Raw genomic sequence first — 17,061 nt, 5'->3', positions numbered from 1 at the left:
ATGAACCGCAATCTGCTTTTCAAACTGGGCGCCATCGCGCTGCTGATCGTGCTGTTGTTGATTCCGTTGCTGATGATCCACGGGGTGATTACCGACCGTCAGCAGCTGCGCGACGACGTGTTGCAGGACATCGCCCGCAGTTCCAGTTACAGCCAGCGCCTCAGTGGGCCGGTGTTGGTGGTGCCGTATCGCAAGACCGTCCGGGAGTGGAAGCTCAATGAAAAGCTCAACGAACGCTACGAAGAAACCCGTGAGGTGCGCGGTCGTCTGTATTTCCTGCCGGAGCAGTTTGCCCTCGACGGCCAGGTGCAAACCGAAGTGCGGGCCCGGGGCATCTACCAGGCGCGGCTGTTCCACGCCGACAGCCGTATCAGCGGGCGGTTTGTGTTGCCGGAGCAATGGGGCATCAAGGAAAACTTTGCCGATTACCGCTTTGACCCGGCGTATCTGGCGGTGGGTATCAGCGACATTCGCGGCATTGAAAATGCGCTGAAGCTGGAACTGGGCAGCCAGCAACTGGCGTTTTCGCCGGGCACCCAAGTGGCATGGCTGGGGGAGGGCGTTCACGTGATGTTGCCCGAGCAGGACAGCAAGAAACCCGCGCCCCTGGACTTCGCCTTCGACCTGCGCCTGCAAGGCACCGAGCAGTTGCAAGTGGTGCCGGTGGGCAAGACCAGTCAGGTCAAGCTGGCCTCCAACTGGCCGCATCCAAGTTTCATCGGCAACTTCCTGCCGGCCCAGCGTGAGGTCACCGCCCAAGGCTTTACCGCCAGTTGGCAGACCACGTTCTTCTCCACCAACCTGGAAGAAGCCCTTGCCGGTTGCCTGACGGAGCGCGGGTGCGACGACTTCAATGGACGCAGCTTCGGCGTGAGTTTTATCGACCCGGTGGACCAGTACCTCAAGAGCGACCGGGCGATCAAATATGCGCTGCTGTTTATCGCCCTGACGTTTGCCGGCTTCTTCCTGTTCGAGGTGCTCAAGAGCCTGGCGGTGCACCCGATCCAGTACGCGTTGGTGGGGGTTGCCCTGGCGTTTTTCTACCTGCTGCTGTTGTCATTGTCCGAGCATATCGGCTTTGCGTTGGCGTACCTGGTGTCGGCCAGTGCGTGTGTGTTGCTGATCGGGTTTTACGTGTGCCATGTGCTGCGCAGCGTCGCTCATGGGCTGGGGTTTTCGGCGGGATTGGCGGCGTTGTATGGGTTGTTGTACGGGTTGCTGAGTGCGGAGGATTACGCGTTGTTGATGGGCTCGCTGCTGCTGTTCGGGTTGCTGGGTACGGTGATGGTGCTGACCCGGAAACTGGATTGGTATGGAGTGGGCAAGCGATGAGCCGGTCGTTGGGGTTGCGGGAGGATCAGCAGGATGGGGCCCGATTGGTGGCGAGGATCAACGCGCTATTTCCTGCGGATCGAGTGCTTTTTGTGGCGAGGGAGCTTGCTGTGGTGAGGGAGCTTGCTGTGGCGAGGGAGCTTGCTCCCGCTGGGCTGCGCAGCGGCCCTAAAAATCGTGGGAGCGCTTCGCACTCCAGCGGGAGCAAGCTCCCTCGCCACAGCAAGCTCCCTCACCACTAGGAAGCCTTGCAGCAGGTCAGGCCGGTGGCTGGGTCTGGAGCATCGACGGGCGCTGACTCACCTCGGCATACCAGGCAGCCAGTCGTGGATGGCTCGACCGCCACTGCATGTCCGGGTGGCGGAAATCCAGGTAAGCCAGCGCACAGGCCACGCTGATTGCAGCCACGTCAAACGGCCCGGCCAGTTCGGCGATGGCGTCCTGTTCCAGCATGTCGAGCGCGCGGCGGATCTTGTCGCGCTGGCCTTCCAGCCACAGGTCCCAGTGTTTTTCCACCGGGCGCATGGCAGTTTCATAACGCACCAGCACGGCGGCATCCATGATCCCGTCGGCCGTCGAGGCCAGGGTCAGGCGGCGCCAGCGAGCCGGGCCGTCGCGGGGGATCAGCGGGGTGCCGGTGTGTTGGTAGTCGAGGTAATCGAGGATCACCCGGCTGTCATGCAACGCATTGCCGTCGGCCAGGCGCAGCGCGGGGATCTTGCCCAGTGCGTTGTCCAGGATCACATCGGCGTCGGGCGCGACCGGCGTCGGCACGCACGCATGCAGGGTCACGCGGTCCAGTTGGCCGGTCTCGTGCAACAGCACCCGTACTTTGCGCACAAACGGCGAGGCAGGGTTGTGGAACAACGTCATGCTGGGGGTGGACATGGGCATTCCTCTGTAGGAGCGAGCTTGCTCGCGAAAGGCGTCAACGATAACGCAGCGCGCCGGGTTTAACGCGGTGTTCTCAAGTTTTTCGCGAGCAAGCTCGCTCCTACAGCAGTGCCCATATTCCAATGACCGCCGGAATACCCAGCCCGACCCAGCTCAACGAATCCCACAACCCGTCCCCCAGCAACGCCGCAAACAACCCGGCCGCGCTCAGCAGCCCGATGGCCAGCGGAATGCCGAAGACCTTCCAGAAACTCGACTGTCTCGGCTTCATGACTTGCCCGCCTTGCGCCGCACCCGCCACAGGTACACGCCGCTGCCCAGGACGATGATGGTCAGCACGTCCAGCACCGCCCAGAGGATCTTCATCGGCATGCCGCCGTAGTCACCGAAGTGCAGCGGCTGCGACATGCCCATGGCGTCCATGTACCACGGGCGTTCGGCGATGGCGGTGACCTGCAGGTTGCTGGCGTCGATCAACACCGGTGTCAGCAGGTGCGACGTCAGGTGGGTGCTGCCTTTCATGAACACCGCGTAGTGATGCTCGCTGGAAAAGCGCGTGCCGGGGAACGCGATAAAGTCCGGCTCCATGCTCGGCGCGGCCTTGGCGGCAATCGTCAGCAGGTCGGTGGCGGGCGCACGCAAGGTCAGCGGCGGGGCGTTCTTGTAGGGTTCGATCATCGCGCTGAGGCTGTCGGTGCGCCAGGCGGCGATGATCAGGTCGGCGCAGGCGCTGATCACGCCGGTTACGCCGACCACCAAGGCCCAGGTCAGGGTCACCACGCCGATCAGGTTGTGCAGGTCGAGCCAGCGCAGGCGCGTGGATTTGTCCTGGCGCACCGTGGCGAACTTCAACCGGCGCATGAACGGCAGGTACAGCACCGTGCCGGAGATGATCGCCAGCACAAACAGAATGCCCATGAACGCCAGCAGCAACTTGCCCGGCAGCCCGGCGAACATGTCGACGTGCAGGCGCAGCAGGAACATCGTCAGCCCGCCGTTGGCCGCGGGTGTTTCCACGGCTTCGCCGGTGCGGGCGTCGAGCATGAAGGTGTGGGAGGCGTTGGGTTCGGTGCCGGCGGTGGCGGCCATGATTGCGATCACGCCGTTCTTGTCGTCTTCGTCCCAGGCCAGGTATTGCATGGCTTCGCCGGGGCGATGGGCCTGGGCCTTGGCCACCAGCTGTTCGAGGTTCAACTGTGGGGTGTCGGCGGGCATCTGTGCCAGCTCGGGCTCGTTGCCCAGCAGGTGATCGATCTCGTGGTGGAAGATCAACGGCAGGCCGGTGAGGGCGAGCAGCAGCAGGAATACGGTGCAGACGAGGCTGGTCCAGGTGTGGATGAAGGACCAGCGGCGGATGGTTTTGCTTTTCATTTTCTAGCCTTCAGACACACCGAAGCCGCCCACGGGGGCGGCCTGGTTGTTAGCTCAGTCGATTACCACTGGTAGGTGGCACTGGCGACTACGCTGCGTTGGTCGCCGTAGTAGCAGTAGGACGCATCACAGGTGGAAATGTAGTCCTTGTCGAACAGGTTGGTGGCGTTGAGTTTCACCGATGCGCCTTTGAGGCTGTTGTCCAGGCGGCCGAGGTCGTAGTGCACGGAGGCGTCGAACACGGTGTAGGCGTTGGCCTTGCCCAGCCAGGTATTGCCCTGGTCTCCATAGGTGTTGCCGGTGTAACGGGCGCCCGCGCCAATGCCGAAACCGTCGAGCACGCCGGCGTGCCAGGTGTAGTCGGTCCACAGGGACGCTTGCTGGTTGGGCATCAGTTGCAGGCGGTTGCCTTTGTATTGGCCTTTTTGTACTTCGGATTTGGCCAGGGTGTAAGCGGCGATCACCTTGAGGTTCTCGGTCACATCAGACACCGCTTCAAGCTCCAGGCCCTTGACCTTCACTTCGCCGGTCTGGTTGGTGATCGACTGGCCACCGGCCCCGAAGCTGGTAACCAGCACGTTCTTTTGGGTCAGGTCATACACCGCAGCACTCAGCAGGGTATTTGAGCCGGGCGGCTGATACTTGACCCCCATTTCCCATTGCTTGCCTTCAGTGGGTTTGTACGACTCGGTCGGCGAGACGCTGGCGTTGCTCGCGGGCTGGAACGACTCGGCGTAGGAGAGGTACGGAACGAAGCCCGAATCGAACACGTAACTCAGCGCAGCGTTACCGCTGAAATTCTTGCTGCGGTCGGTATTGGTCGCGTCGTTCTTGTTGAAGTACGTGGTGCCTTGGTGCACCCAGTCTTCACGGCCACCGAGGGTCAGGCGCCACTTGTCCAGGGCCATCTGGTCCTGGGCGTAGAGGCCAGTCTGGATGGTTTTCTGGTTGTAGTCGTAATAAGCGGTGGAGCGCGCCGGGCGCACCACCGGCTGGGTGTTGACCGGGTTGTAGAGGTTGACCGTCCCGCCGTCACCGAAGATCGACAGGTACGAGGTGTCGGTGCGCTGATGGTCCAGGCCGAGCAGCACGGTGTGGGTGATGTCGCCGGTGGCGAAGTCAGCCTGAAAATTGTTGTCGACGGCGAACTGGCCGATGTTTTCGTCCACATTGGTCGACGAGCGGCTGGTGTTGCCCTCGGCATCAATGGTCGAGAAACCGTAGGACCCCACGGTCAATTGCTGGAAGGACAACTCCGATTTGGTGTAGCGCAGGTTCTGCTTGAACTGCCAGGTATCGTTGAAGCGATGCTCAAAGGCATAGCCCAGCGCGTAGTAGGTGCGGTCGTAGTACTCGTAGTCGGGATCGCCCAGGTTCTTGTGATGAGACACGTCGCCCAGCGGCGATTTGATCTTGGTGCCGACAATCGGCAGGAACTGGCTGGTGGCGCCGGTATCGTCACGAGTGAACTGCGACAGGAACGTCAGCTTGGTGTCGGTATCAATATTCCAGGTCAGGCTGGGGGCGATGTTGTAGCGCTTGTTGTCGATGTGATCGACCTGGGTACCGGCATCGCGCACCACACCGCTGAGGCCGTAGAGAAACTTACCTTCATCATCAATCTTGCCGGTGCTGGCGAAGTTGATCTGACGATAGTTGTCGCTGCCGTACTGCACCTGAATGGCGTTGCTCGATTCAGCGCTTGGGCGGCGGCTGACCATGTCCAGCAGGCCGCCCGGTGGCGTCTGGCCGTAGACCGACGAGGCCGGGCCACGCAGCAGGGCGAGGCGGTCGAGGTTCCAGGTTTCCGCCTTCGGGTTGGCGTACACGCCGCGCGGTAGTGGCAGGCCGTCGAGGAATTGCGTGGGTTCGAAGCCGCGCACACGCATCCAGTCGTAGCGGGTGTCGCTGCCGTAGCTGGCGGACACAATGCCGGGCATGTACTTCACGGCGTCATCCAGGTTCTGGACGTTGCGGTCCTGCATTTGCTGACGGGTGGCGACAGAAATCGAGCGCGGCGCTTCCACCAGCGCGGTATCGGTCTTGGTACCGGCGGCGGTGCGAGACGCCAGGTATCCATCAACCGGCCCCCAGGCACTTTCCGCATCGGCTTGCCCGGTAATACTGGTCTCCGGCAACGCCACAACCCCATCCGGAATCGCTACCAGGCTGAACGTGCCTGCACTGCTCTGCTCCAGTTGCAGCCCGGTCCCACGCAACGCCTCGCGCAACGCGCCCTGTGCATCGAATTGGCCCTTCACCGGTGCGGAAGTCTTACCCGACGCCAACCCAGGATTCAGCGTCAGCGCCAAACCCGCCTGGCTGGCGATCTGGTTCAGCGTGGTGGCCAATGGTGCTGCCGGCAGGTTGTAGGCGCGCACGCTGGAGGCCTGTTCGGCGGCGATCAGCTGGGTGCTGGCCAGCGGGGCGCTGAGGGCTATGGCCACGGCTAACAGGCTGGGGCGCAACAAGGTGTCTAGCGTGCGGGACATACGGCGGCTCCTGAATGGAAATATTTCTCAATTGCCTATGTGCCGAACGAGATGCAAAAAGTGATAGGGCCCAATGAAAATAATTTCTATTTGGTCCGCATCGGTGGCTCCAGGCGCTATTTCCCGTAGCAGCTGTCGAGCCTGAGCGAGGCTGCGTTGGCAGCGCTGCCGAACCTTCGCCTGGCATCGCACTGAGTCGCGCCCGACGCAGCCTCGCTTAGGCTCGACAGCTGCTACGTGGCTATTGCGTGGGCGGCTTGGCCTTTACGGTGACCCACCACGGCGTGTGCTGCTCGATTTGCACCGGCAAGGTCGGCAGCAACGCGTTCAGCGCCAGGTTGGTGTCGTGCAGCGGGAAGCTGCCGGTGATCCGCAGGTCGGCCACCTGTTTATCCACACCCAGGTACCCGGTGCGGTAGCGGCTCAGTTCCTCAACCACATCGCCGAGGCGGGCGTTGTCCACCACCAGCATGCCGCGGGTCCAGGCGTCGGTGCCGGGGTTTACGGCCAGCATCGGGCCGAGGCCGTCGCGGCGCATCAGCACTTGCTGGCCTTCCTTGAAGACCTGCTCCTGGTGCAGCGCCTCGGGCTGCGCGCCGACGGCAGACTGCAACACGCTCAGGCGCGTGCCGTCGTCTTCGCGCTTGACGATAAACCGCGTGCCCAGGGCCCGCAGGCTGCCTTCGCGGGTTTCGACAAAAAACGGGCGGGCGTCGTTGTGGCCGGTCTCGACGAGGATCTCGCCTTCCTGCAACACGATCAGCCGGCGTTTCTCGTCGAAGCGTACGTCGATGGCGCTGTGGGTATTGAGGTTGATCACCGTGCCGTCGGCCAGCTTCAGGGTGCGCTGTTCGCCGGTGGCGGTGCGCTGGTCCGCCAGCCAATAGTTGAGCGGCAGGTAGCGCTGGCCGGCGAACAACACCAGGCCGCACACCAGCACCACACTGGCCAGGCCGCTGCCGAGCTTGCGAACACGGCGGCGAATGCCTTCGCGGGACTGCAACAGCGCCGCCCGGGCCGGGCCCGAGGCCACGCTGAAACGCTGATCGAGCATCCCCAACTGGCGCCAGGCCCGGGCATGTTCTTCATCGCTGGCCAGCCATTTGGCGAACTCTTCCTGCTCCACGGCGCTGCCGTCGCCCGAATCGAGGGACAGTTGCCAGGCAATGGCCGCATCGAGCACCCGCGCCGACACCGGCCTGGAACTGACCGGGCTCACAGCGGCTCGCCATACAGGGCGATGTAGCACTGGCGAATGCCCTGGGCCAGGTACTGCCGCACGCGGGGCACGGAAACCCCCAGGCGCTGGGCGATTTCGGCGTGGCCCAGGCCATCGAGGCGGTTATAGAGGAAGGCCGCACGGGCTTTGCTGGAGAGTTTGCCCAACAGGCGGTCGATGGCCTTGAGGTCTTCGAGGATCAGTTGCTGATCTTCCGGGGACGGGTGTTCGCTTTCCGGGATCAGCATCAGTTCGGTGAGGTAGGCCTGTTCCAGCGCAGCGCGGCGGAAGTAATCGAACAGCAGGCCCTTGGCGATGGCCACCAGGAAGGCCCGGGGCTCGCGGGGTTCGCGCAGTTCTTCACGGCCCAGCAGGCGCATGAAGGTGTCCTGGCTCAGGTCTTCGGCACGGCTGGGGCAGGCCACGTTGCGTCGCAGCCACGCCAACAGCCAGCTGCGATGGTCGCGGTACAACGCGCCAACAAGCTCACTGTGGGGACTTTGGATTGACGACAAGGCGACACCGATCGGAAAGTTTAAACTAACGAGAATTATTCGCGATTGTGGCAGAGGCGTCGTACGGGTGCAATTGGCGTTGGTCGGGTGGCGGCGTAATGACATCTTTTATGATGATGCAGCTTGTTGTGGCGAGGGAGCTTGCTCCCGCTCGGCTGCGCAGCGGCCGCAATCCAGGCAATGCATTCACTCAGTAGGAGAGCGGTGGGCTGGTTTTGGGGGCGCTTCGCACCCCAGCGGGAGCAAGCTCCCTCGCCACGATTATAAGGAGGGGGCCTGTTTGCGACGTTTCCATTGGCCAAGGCGCTCCTGCAAGGCCTTGGGGCTGTCGATCTGCTGCTGCCGGGCCCGGCTGAACAGAATCAACATCAACTCTGCCGTCGCCAACGCATCTGCACTCGCATGGTGGCGCTCGCCCACCTGCAGTTTGAAATGCCCGATCCAGTCATCCAGCCCGGCCTCGCGGATGTTCGCGTCGGGGCACAGCAGCGGGGCGATGTCGGCCACGTCCAGGAATGGGTGGTTCAGGCGATAGCCCAGGCTGTCCTTGAGGGCCCGGCACAGCATGTGTTGATCGAAGGGCGCATGGAACGCCAGCAACGGGCTGTCGCCGACAAACTCCATAAAGTCCATCAACGCTTCAGCCGGATCACTGCCCGCGGCAATGGCGCTGGGGCCCAGGCCGTGGATCAGCACGCTGGGGCTGAGCTTGGTCTCGGCCCGGTGCAGGGTGCGTTCGAACAGTTGGGAGAAGTCCACCGCGCCGTCCTCGATCACCACGGCGCCAATCGACAACACCAGGTCGCGATTGAGGTTCAGGCCGCTGGTTTCCAGGTCCACCACCACCCAGCGCTGGGCCCGTAGCGATCCGCCTGCCAGTTCCCGTGGCTTGGGCAGTTGCTCGACGCGCCGCTGTTGAGCCGCGTCCAGGCCCGGTTTGGCTTTGCGCAACCAGCCAAACAAACTCACAGCTGATACCGCAGGGTCAGGCTGCTTTGCAGGCGTTGGGCCTGGCGCAGGGATTCGCGCAGGATGCGGCGGTCGAGGTGGTTGAGGCTGTCGGGGTCGACGCGGTTGGAGTAGGGCAGGTTCTCGCGGGTTTGCAGTTGGTGCTGCTGCATGCGGGTTTGCTGGATGAAGTGGTAGGCCTCTTCGTAGGCCGCACCGTCGAGACGTTCGATGACTTCCCTGGCCACCAGTTGGCGCAGGCGCTCCAGGGTGTTGTTGGCGTGGATGCCATTGGCCAGGGCCAGCAGCCGGGCACCGTCGACAAAGGGCGTGAGGCCTTGCACCTTGAGGTCGAGTGTCGCCTTGTCGGCGCCTTTGCGCGTCAGCACGAAATCGCGGAAACGCCCCACCGGCGGGCGCTGGCGCAACGCGTTCTCGGCCAGCATGCGCTGGAACAGGCGGTTGTCTGCGACTTGATCGAGAATGCCCTGGCGCAATTGCTCGCACCCTTGTTCGTCGCCCCACACCACCCGCAAATCGAAATAGATGCTCGAGCCCAGCAGATTCTCCGGCGTGGCCTCACGAATAAACCCGGCAAACCGGCGCGCCCATTCGGCCCGGGACAGGCACAGCTCCGGGTTGCCGGCCATGATGTTGCCCTTGCACAGGGTAAAGCCGCACAGCGCCAGGCTCTGGTTGATCTGTTGCGCCAGGGGCAGCAGGCGGCCACGAATCTCGGCAGCCTCAGCGGCGTCTTTGGCTTCAAACAGAATGCCGTTGTCCTGGTCGGTATACAGCGTTTGCTCGCGGCGGCCTTCGCTGCCGAAGCACAGCCAGCTGAACGGCACGCCGGGGTCGCCCTTGTCGGCCAGGGTCAGCTCGATGACGCGGCACACGGTGTGGTCGTTGAGCAAGGTGATGATGTGAGTGATCTGAGTGGACGACGCCCCGTGGGCCAACATGCGCTCCACCAACTGGCCGATCTCCCCGCGGATCGCCACCAGGTTGTCCACCCGTGGCGCATTGCGGATGGTGCGGGCCAGGTGCACCAGGTCGACCCGTTGCAGGGAAAACAGGTCACGTTCGGACACCACCCCACACAGGCGCTGATCCTTGACCAGGCACACGTGGGCAATATGCCGTTCGGTCATGGCAATCGCAGCATCAAAGGCACTGTGGTCCGGCGTGAGGAAGAACGGCGCCTGGGTCATGTGACGCTCAATGCCCTGGCTGAAATCGCTGGTGCCGTCGGCCACCACCTGGCGCAGGTCCCGCAGGGTGAAAATCCCCAGGGGTGCCTTGTGCTCATCGACGATCACGATGCTGCCCACTTGCTGCTCGTGCATCTGCGTGACCGCTTCGCGCAGCGGCGTCAGCGGGCTGCAGGTCACCGGGTGACGCATGGCCAACTCGCCCAGGCGGGTGTTGAGCGAATACTGGGTGCCGAGGGTTTCCACGGCTTTTTGCTGGACCTGCTGGTTGACCTGATCCAGCAGGCTGCTCACCCCGCGCAGGGCAAAGTCGCGAAACGCGCTGGAAAGGGCGAACAGCTTGATAAAGGCCGGCTTGTTCAATTGCAGGCAGAAGGTGTCTTCGGCGGCTTTGTGCTCGGTGCGGGTCGCCCGCTCGCCCAGCAGCGCCGCCAGCGGGAAACATTCACCGGTGGTGATTTCAAAGGTGGTTTCTGCTGAATCCGGCCGCTCGCCCACCACGCGGCCCTGCTTGACGATGTAAAAGTGTTCCACCGGCCCGCCCGACGGCTTGAGGATGCTCTCGCCGGGGCCGTAGAAGCGCAATTGGCACTGCTCTACCAGAAAGGCCAGGTGGGCGTTTTCCATCTGGTTGAACGGCGGGAAACGTTGCAGGAATTGCAGGGTGCCGTGGATGTTCTGCAACACAGCGGTTTTCCCCGCTTGTGTGAAAGCATCAGCTTTACTCATACCTATGACCGCAGTTTTTTTGTCGTTATCGTGCCTCATGGTCGACTCCTGCGCTGCAGGTGCCCATTGGACGTAAGTCTAGGTAGCGAATTGCCCTCAACTACTAGGGAAAAACCTTACATGAATATCGTCCAAACCCCGTAGAACGCCCACTAGGCAAACTTTCCGACGAAGTGCACATTGTTCGCCCTTCCGGCGATGTCTGACTTCTGTGCTGGGAGATTGATTAGAACTGCCGAGAAACGTATGTCCGACCACGATATTTTGAGTGATGCCGAGCGCGAGGCCCTGAGCGCTGTTATGCAGGAGCCGGATTTGCCGCCACAACGTGTACTGATCGTGGATGACGACAAGGACGCGCGCGAACTGCTGGCGGAAATTCTTGGCCTGGACGGCATTCGCTGCATGACCGCCGACAGCGGCGAGGCGGCGTGGGACTTGTTGAGCTCCAGCAGCTCCATCGGCTTGCTGATCACCGACCTGCGCATGACGCCGAGCAACGGGCTGCAACTGATTCGCCAGGTGCGCGGGTCTACCCGGGCGGCGCTGCCGATCATCATCATGTCGGGAGACGCTGAGGCGCCGGACGTGATTGATGCGATGCATTTGAGCGTGGTGGACTTTTTGCTCAAGCCGATTGATAGCGTGAAGCTGGCGAAGATGGTGAAGCGGGAGTTGGGGATGGTGCAGTAACGGATCCTCTCGATGATGAGCCAGGCACCGAACCGAGTCGCGCCCGACGCAGCCTCGCTGGCGCTCGTCAGCTGCTACGAGATGCAAAAAAAGCCCTGATCATTTATTGATCAGGGCTTTTTCGTTTTCAGCGGTTAGTTACAAGCCATTCTTGGCCTTGAACTCCCGACGCCGACGGTGCAACACCGGCTCGGTATAACCATTTGGCTGCTTGGTCCCTTCAATCACCAACTCCACCGCCGCCTGGAACGCGATGTTGCTGTCGAAATCCGGTGCCAGCGGACGGTACAGCGCGTCCCCGGCGTTCTGGCGGTCTACCACCGGCGCCATGCGCTTGAGGCTTTCCATCACCTGGGCCTCATTGACGATGCCATGGCGCAACCAGTTGGCGATGTGCTGGCTGGAGATACGCAGGGTGGCGCGGTCTTCCATCAGGCCGACGTCGTTGATGTCCGGCACTTTCGAGCAACCCACGCCCTGGTCGATCCAGCGCACCACGTAACCGAGGATGCCCTGGGCGTTGTTGTCCAGTTCGTTGCGGATTTCTTCGTCAGACCAATCGGTATTTTGGGCCAGGGGAATGGTCAGGATGTCGTCCACCGAAGCGCGCTCGCGCTTGGCCAGTTCGGCCTGGCGGGCGAAGACGTCAACCTTGTGGTAATGCAGCGCGTGCAGCGCAGCTGCCGTCGGTGACGGAACCCACGCCGTGTTGGCGCCGGCCAGCGGGTGAGCAATCTTCTGCTCCAGCATGGCGGCCATCAGATCGGGCATCGCCCACATGCCTTTACCGATTTGCGCGCGACCTTGCAGGCCGGTGCTCAAGCCGATATCGACGTTCCAGTTTTCGTAGGCGCCGATCCATTTTTCAGCCTTCATCGCGGCCTTGCGCACCATCGCGCCGGCTTCCATGGAGGTGTGGATTTCGTCGCCGGTACGGTCGAGGAAGCCGGTGTTGATAAACACCACGCGCTCGCTGGCCGCCTGGATGCAGGCCTTGAGGTTGACCGTGGTGCGGCGCTCCTCGTCCATGATCCCGACTTTGAGGGTGTTGCGCGGCAGCTTCAGCACGTCTTCGATGCGGCCGAACAGCTCGTTGGTGAACGCGGCTTCTTCCGGGCCGTGCATCTTCGGTTTAACGATGTAGACCGAACCGGTGCGGCTGTTCTTGCGGCTGGTGTTGCCGTTGAGGCTGTGAATCGCCGACAGGCTGGTGAGCAGGCCGTCGAGAATGCCTTCCGGCACTTCGTTGCCGTCTTTGTCGAGAATCGCGTCGATGGTCATCAAGTGGCCAACGTTGCGCACGAACAGCAGCGAACGACCGTGCAGGGTCACTTCCTTACCGTCGGCGCCGGTGTAAACGCGGTCGGCGTTCATGGTACGGGTAAAGGTCTTGCCACCCTTGGCGACTTCTTCCGACAGGTCGCCCTTCATCAGGCCGAGCCAGTTGCGGTAGATCACCACTTTGTCATCGGCATCGACGGCGGCGACGGAGTCTTCGCAGTCCATGATGGTGGTCAGGGCGGCTTCCATCAGCACGTCCTTCACGCCGGCGGCATCGGTCTGGCCGACCGGGGTGCTGGCGTCGATCTGGATTTCGAAGTGCAGGCCGTTGTGCTTGAGCAGAATTGCGGTCGGCTTGGCGGCATCGCCCTGGTAGCCGATCAACTGTGCATCGCTGCGCAGGCCGCTGTTGCTGCCGCCTTTAAGGCTGACCACGAGCTTGCCGTCGACGATCTTGTAGCCGGTGGAATCCACATGGCTGCCGGCAGCCAGTGGCGCGGCTTCGTCGAGGAAGGCGCGGGCGAAGGCAATGACCTTGTCGCCACGGACCTTGTTGTAGCCTTTACCCTTTTCGGCACCGTCGGCTTCGCTGATGGCGTCGGTGCCATACAGCGCGTCATACAGCGAGCCCCAACGTGCATTCGAGGCGTTGAGGGCGAAACGGGCGTTCATCACCGGCACTACCAGCTGCGGGCCGGCCATGTGGGCAATTTCTTCGTCGACGTTTTGGGTCGATGCCTGGAAATCCGCGGCTTCTGGCAGCAGGTATCCGATATCTTGAAGGAAGGCTTTGTAGGCCACCGCGTCGTGGGCCTGGCCGGCGTGTGCCTGGTGCCAGGTGTCGATCCGCGCTTGAAAATCGTCGCGTTTGGCGAGTAGGGCTTTGTTCTTCGGCGCCAGGTCGTGGATGACCTTGTCGGCACCGGCCCAGAACTGGTCGGCGGTGATGCCGGTACCAGGAATGGCTTCGTTGTTCACGAAGTCGAACAGGACTTTGGCGACCTGCAGGCCACCGACTTGAACGTGTTCAGTCATTGCTTGCCTCACTCTGCGGAGCTTATGCGCTTTTCAGCTTTTCAATTTACCAATGAAGCCTCTGGCCATGTAAACCGCGAACACGCCGCACCAGTACATGCCGTTGAAGGCGGCTGGGCGGGCTGCGTCGCGGTGCGTGGTTGCCTTGGCAGACATCGACCTAACGTTATGTAGTGCGCGATTGGGCATACTACATGATGAGTTGCGGTTGTGAAAATTAGACTAAATACGTCGTTTAGCGACCCACTTTGGTCGTACGGTCACAGTGGGGTACAGGATGTTCTCAAAAAACTATTAGATTGTTCCAGATAAATATAAAAATGGTACACGATTTGTTTTCGTGCCTACCTGAGTCCACCTTGGTAGGTGCGAGGGGAACGCCGGGTTCCTACCTGATTTTCATAAGAAGAGGACGACACCATGGACCATCTCGTACTGACTGTCATCGCCCCGGATAAACCCGGCGTGGTTGAACGCATCGCCCAATGCATCGCCTCACACGGGGGCAACTGGCTGGAAAGCCGCATGGCGCACATGGCCGGGCAGTTTGCCGGGATCTTGCGCGTGAGCGTGCCGGCGGAAAATCGTCTGGATCTGATTGGGGCGCTGGAGGACTTGTCCACCCATGGCATTCGCGTGCTGCTGGGGGAAAGCAGTTCGGTGGCGGCCAGCGAGTCGCAACCGATCGCGATGGCGCTGGTGGGCAATGACCGGCCGGGGATTGTCCGTGACATCACCGCGCTGCTGAGCAAGCAGGGCGTCAACCTGGAGCGCTTGATAACCGACGTGCGCCCTGCGCCCATGAGCAGCGACCCGCTGTTCCACGCTGACGCCCTGCTGGCGGTGCCACTGACGCTGCCGTTGGAGACCTTGCAGGCCGCCCTGGAAACCCTGGCGGATGACTTGATGGTGGAACTGGAGCTACGCAGCGAGGAATAGTTGCCCACAAGGTTATGCATGGAAATCTTGCATGGGCCTGTGGATAACCTGTAGAGACCCGCGTCCAGCCCAAGCGGGCCGTGGTTCTTCGCCGGCTGGCTAAAAAACGAACAGTTTCAAGGGCTTGTGCACAAACGCCGGGGATCAGGCTGTGGATAACCTTGGGGTTAATGCCTGCAAGCCACGCCGGCTGTGGCTTGCAGAGGTTTGTACGTTATTTGATCAGCTTTTGCGCACGGTCAGCCAGGCGTCGAGGCTGTAAACCACCAGGCCGGCCCAGATAAAGCAGAAGGCGATCAAAGTGGCGGGCGCCAGGTGTTCGTTGAACAGCAGCACGGCCTCCAGCAGCACCAGGGTGGGCGCCACGTATTGCAGGAAGCCCAGGGCGGTGTAGGGCAAATGCCGCGCGGCGGCGTTGAAACATACCAGCGGGATCAGCGTCACCGGGCCTGCGGCCACCAGCCACCAGGCTTCGGAAGTGCTCCAGAATTCCATCTGTGCGCTGTGGGCGGACGGGTTGAACAGCAGCCACGCGATGGCAATCGGCACCAGCATCCAGGTTTCCACCACCAGCCCGGGCAGCGCCTTGACCGGCGCCTGCTTGCGGATCAAACCGTAGAAACCAAAGGTGGCCGCCAGTACCAGAGACACCCACGGCAAGCTGCCGACCTGCCACACCTGTTGCGCCACACCCACTGCCGCCAGGCCCACGGCCACCCATTGCAGGCGGCGCAGGCGCTCGCCCAGGATCACCATGCCCAGCAGCACGTTCACCAGCGGGTTGATGTAGTAACCCAGGCTGGCCTCCAGCATGCGGCCGCTGTTCACCGACCACACATAGGTCAGCCAGTTACCTGCGATCAAGGTACCGCTCAGGGCCAGGATCGCCAGGCGCTTGGGGTTGTCCCGCAGTTCCTGGAACCAGCCGGGGTGCTTCCAGACCATCAGCAGCAAACTGCCGAACAGCGCCGACCACAGCACGCGGTTGACGATGATTTCTGCGGCGGGAACGCTGGCGATGGCTTTGAAATACAGCGGGAACAGGCCCCAGATGACGTAGGCGCTCAGGCCCAATATGTACCCGCGACGCGGGTTGGCGGCTTGCATGCAGAATCCTTGCTTGGGCAGCTGACAAAGGCGCGATTGTAAGGATATTTGTCAGCCAGTGGGATCTGCTTTTCTGTAGGAGCTGGCTTGCCGGCGATGCAGGCGCCTCGGTTCTGCAGGAATACCGAGGTGATGCTATCGCGGGCAAGCCCGGCTCCTACAAGGGTGGTGGTGTGGGTTAGAACAGTTTCAAGGGTTCTTCATTGAGCGCCGACAACTGCTCGCGCAGCGCCAGCACCTGGTCGCCCCAATAACGTTCGCTGCCAAACCACGGGAAGCTGTGGGGGAACGCCGGGTCGTCCCAGCGGCGTGCAAGCCAGGCGCTGTAGTGCATCAGGCGCAGGGCGCGCAGTGGTTCGATCAACGCCAGTTCGCGCGGGTCGAAGTCGTGGAACTCCTGGTAGCCGTCCATCAATTCCGACAACTGGCCCAGGCATTCCTGACGGTCACCGGCGAGCATCATCCACAGGTCCTGAACGGCGGGGCCCATGCGGCAGTCGTCGAGGTCGACGATGTGGAACATCTCGTCGCGGCACATCATGTTGCCGGGGTGGCAATCGCCGTGCATGCGGATGTTCTTGTGGGGCGTGGCCTTGTAGACCTCTTCCACCCGCTTGAGCAGGTCGCGGGCCACGGACTCGTAGGCCGGCAGCAGGCTCTTGGGAATGAAATTACCTTCCAGCAGGGTGTTCAGGGAATCGTGACCGAAGTTCTTCACGCCCAGGGCTTCGCGGTGTTCGAAGGGGCGAGTAGAGCCCACCGCGTGCAAACGGCCGAGCAGTTGGCCCAGGCGATACAACTGGTCGAGGTTACCCGGCTCCGGCGCGCGGCCACCGCGGCGTGGGAACAGGGTGAAGCGGAAACCCGCGTGTTCGAACAGGCTTTCGCCGTTGTGAATCATCGGCGCCACCACGGGCACTTCGCACTCGGCCAATTCGAAGGTGAAGCTGTGTTCTTCGAGGATCGCTTCGTTGGTCCAGCGCTGGGGCCGGTAGAACTTGGCGATCAGGGGCTCGGAGTCTTCGATGCCGACCTGGTAGACACGGTTTTCGTAGCTGTTGAGCGCGAGGATGCGGGCGTCGCTGAGGAAACCGATGCTTTCGACAGCGTCGAGCACCAGATCAGGGGTCAGTGTTTCAAACGGGTGTGCCATGCGAACTCCTGCGCGCAGCAGGGCGCCGCGTCCGGCCGGGTATGGTAACGCACCGGGGTCGAGATAGGTGGTGGCTGATAGTCCGCCATCGCGGGCAAGCCCGGCTCCCACGGTAATACTCGGTCAACTGTGGGAGCCGGGC

General features: G+C 62.2%; 14 protein-coding genes. 3 read left to right on the top strand and 11 right to left on the bottom strand.

Going from position 1 to position 17,061, the window contains the following annotated elements; all coding sequences use genetic code 11:
* Positions 1 to 1,332 carry a cell envelope integrity protein CreD gene (creD, locus tag M2400_RS00485; protein WP_259195634.1) on the top strand — a complete coding sequence of 444 codons (1,332 nt, stop codon included), beginning with the start codon at positions 1 to 3 and terminating at the stop codon, positions 1,330 to 1,332.
* Positions 1,333 to 1,590: 258 nt separating this feature from the next.
* On the opposite strand, the gene M2400_RS00480 is transcribed toward creD, so the two are convergent.
* The 8 genes from M2400_RS00480 to M2400_RS00445 form a co-directional block, all read right to left on the bottom strand.
* Positions 1,591 to 2,220 carry a glutathione S-transferase gene (locus tag M2400_RS00480; protein ID WP_177043203.1) on the bottom strand — a complete coding sequence of 210 codons (630 nt, stop codon included), beginning with the start codon at positions 2,218 to 2,220 and terminating at the stop codon, positions 1,591 to 1,593.
* Between the two features lie 106 nt (positions 2,221 to 2,326).
* On the bottom strand, positions 2,327 to 2,497 hold the full coding sequence (locus tag M2400_RS00475) for a hypothetical protein (protein WP_177131846.1): 171 nt from the start codon (positions 2,495 to 2,497) through the stop codon (positions 2,327 to 2,329).
* Positions 2,494 to 3,597, bottom strand: coding sequence for a PepSY domain-containing protein (locus M2400_RS00470; protein ID WP_177079288.1), 1,104 nt, complete (start codon positions 3,595 to 3,597; stop codon positions 2,494 to 2,496). Before M2400_RS00470 ends, M2400_RS00475 begins: the two co-directional genes overlap by 4 nt.
* A gap of 62 nt (positions 3,598 to 3,659) precedes the next feature.
* Entirely contained in the window at positions 3,660 to 6,089 is a 2,430-nt protein-coding gene (locus tag M2400_RS00465) for a TonB-dependent siderophore receptor (RefSeq protein ID WP_177043205.1), read from the bottom strand.
* A 241-nt stretch (positions 6,090 to 6,330) separates the two neighbouring features.
* Positions 6,331 to 7,308 (bottom strand): FecR domain-containing protein, encoded by a 978-nt coding sequence (locus M2400_RS00460; protein ID WP_259198041.1) that lies wholly within the window; start codon positions 7,306 to 7,308, stop codon positions 6,331 to 6,333.
* Positions 7,305 to 7,823 (bottom strand): RNA polymerase sigma factor, encoded by a 519-nt coding sequence (locus M2400_RS00455; RefSeq protein ID WP_177043207.1) that lies wholly within the window; start codon positions 7,821 to 7,823, stop codon positions 7,305 to 7,307. Before M2400_RS00455 ends, M2400_RS00460 begins: the two co-directional genes overlap by 4 nt.
* Before the next feature lie 261 nt (positions 7,824 to 8,084).
* Complete coding sequence (locus M2400_RS00450; protein ID WP_177120073.1) at positions 8,085 to 8,792, bottom strand: PolC-type DNA polymerase III; 708 nt, start codon at positions 8,790 to 8,792, stop codon at positions 8,085 to 8,087.
* The gene (locus M2400_RS00445) at positions 8,789 to 10,711 is read right to left on the bottom strand and encodes a putative nucleotidyltransferase substrate binding domain-containing protein (protein ID WP_177043209.1); all 1,923 of its coding nucleotides are present in this window, start codon (positions 10,709 to 10,711) and stop codon (positions 8,789 to 8,791) included. The genes M2400_RS00450 and M2400_RS00445 overlap by 4 nt, the downstream gene beginning before the upstream one ends.
* A 246-nt stretch (positions 10,712 to 10,957) precedes the next feature.
* Here M2400_RS00445 and M2400_RS00440 point away from each other — a divergent pair, with 246 nt between their 5' ends.
* Positions 10,958 to 11,404 carry a response regulator gene (locus tag M2400_RS00440; protein ID WP_177079290.1) on the top strand — a complete coding sequence of 149 codons (447 nt, stop codon included), beginning with the start codon at positions 10,958 to 10,960 and terminating at the stop codon, positions 11,402 to 11,404.
* A 138-nt stretch (positions 11,405 to 11,542) separates the two neighbouring features.
* Here the strand turns inward: M2400_RS00440 and M2400_RS00435 are convergent, their stop codons facing one another.
* On the bottom strand, positions 11,543 to 13,720 hold the full coding sequence (locus M2400_RS00435; protein ID WP_259198042.1) for a malate synthase G: 2,178 nt from the start codon (positions 13,718 to 13,720) through the stop codon (positions 11,543 to 11,545).
* A gap of 420 nt (positions 13,721 to 14,140) precedes the next feature.
* On the opposite strand from M2400_RS00435, the gene M2400_RS00430 reads away from it, so the two are divergent.
* Positions 14,141 to 14,659: a glycine cleavage system protein R gene (locus tag M2400_RS00430; RefSeq protein ID WP_177120075.1), complete on the top strand. Its 519-nt coding sequence runs from the start codon at positions 14,141 to 14,143 to the stop codon at positions 14,657 to 14,659.
* A gap of 222 nt (positions 14,660 to 14,881) precedes the next feature.
* Here the strand turns inward: M2400_RS00430 and rarD are convergent, their stop codons facing one another.
* Both rarD and M2400_RS00420 read right to left on the bottom strand, forming a co-directional pair.
* Positions 14,882 to 15,766: an EamA family transporter RarD gene (gene rarD, locus M2400_RS00425; protein ID WP_177079292.1), complete on the bottom strand. Its 885-nt coding sequence runs from the start codon at positions 15,764 to 15,766 to the stop codon at positions 14,882 to 14,884.
* Between the two features lie 178 nt (positions 15,767 to 15,944).
* Entirely contained in the window at positions 15,945 to 16,919 is a 975-nt protein-coding gene (locus M2400_RS00420; protein WP_177043214.1) for a serine/threonine protein kinase, read from the bottom strand.
* Positions 16,920 to 17,061 lie beyond the last annotated feature (142 nt).

Source organism: Pseudomonas sp. BIGb0558, from assembly GCF_024807515.1.
GTDB classification, from domain to species: Bacteria; Pseudomonadota; Gammaproteobacteria; order Pseudomonadales; family Pseudomonadaceae; genus Aquipseudomonas; species Aquipseudomonas yamanorum_A.
Note: the sequence above shows the minus strand (reverse complement) of the source record. Positions and strands in the feature narration are given on the sequence as shown.

What these genes read in the sequence shown, in the direction of transcription:
- creD (WP_259195634.1), top strand. Translation starts at nt 1, where the DNA reads ATGAACCGCAATCTGCTTTTCAAACTGGGCGCCATCGCGCTGCTGATC.
- M2400_RS00480 (WP_177043203.1), bottom strand. Translation starts at nt 2,220, where the DNA reads ATGTCCACCCCCAGCATGACGTTGTTCCACAACCCTGCCTCGCCGTTT.
- M2400_RS00475 (WP_177131846.1), bottom strand. Translation starts at nt 2,497, where the DNA reads ATGAAGCCGAGACAGTCGAGTTTCTGGAAGGTCTTCGGCATTCCGCTG.
- M2400_RS00470 (WP_177079288.1), bottom strand. Translation starts at nt 3,597, where the DNA reads ATGAAAAGCAAAACCATCCGCCGCTGGTCCTTCATCCACACCTGGACC.
- M2400_RS00465 (WP_177043205.1), bottom strand. Translation starts at nt 6,089, where the DNA reads ATGTCCCGCACGCTAGACACCTTGTTGCGCCCCAGCCTGTTAGCCGTG.
- M2400_RS00445 (WP_177043209.1), bottom strand. Translation starts at nt 10,711, where the DNA reads ATGAGTAAAGCTGATGCTTTCACACAAGCGGGGAAAACCGCTGTGTTG.
- M2400_RS00440 (WP_177079290.1), top strand. Translation starts at nt 10,958, where the DNA reads ATGTCCGACCACGATATTTTGAGTGATGCCGAGCGCGAGGCCCTGAGC.
- M2400_RS00435 (WP_259198042.1), bottom strand. Translation starts at nt 13,720, where the DNA reads ATGACTGAACACGTTCAAGTCGGTGGCCTGCAGGTCGCCAAAGTCCTG.
- M2400_RS00430 (WP_177120075.1), top strand. Translation starts at nt 14,141, where the DNA reads ATGGACCATCTCGTACTGACTGTCATCGCCCCGGATAAACCCGGCGTG.
- rarD (WP_177079292.1), bottom strand. Translation starts at nt 15,766, where the DNA reads ATGCAAGCCGCCAACCCGCGTCGCGGGTACATATTGGGCCTGAGCGCC.
- M2400_RS00420 (WP_177043214.1), bottom strand. Translation starts at nt 16,919, where the DNA reads ATGGCACACCCGTTTGAAACACTGACCCCTGATCTGGTGCTCGACGCT.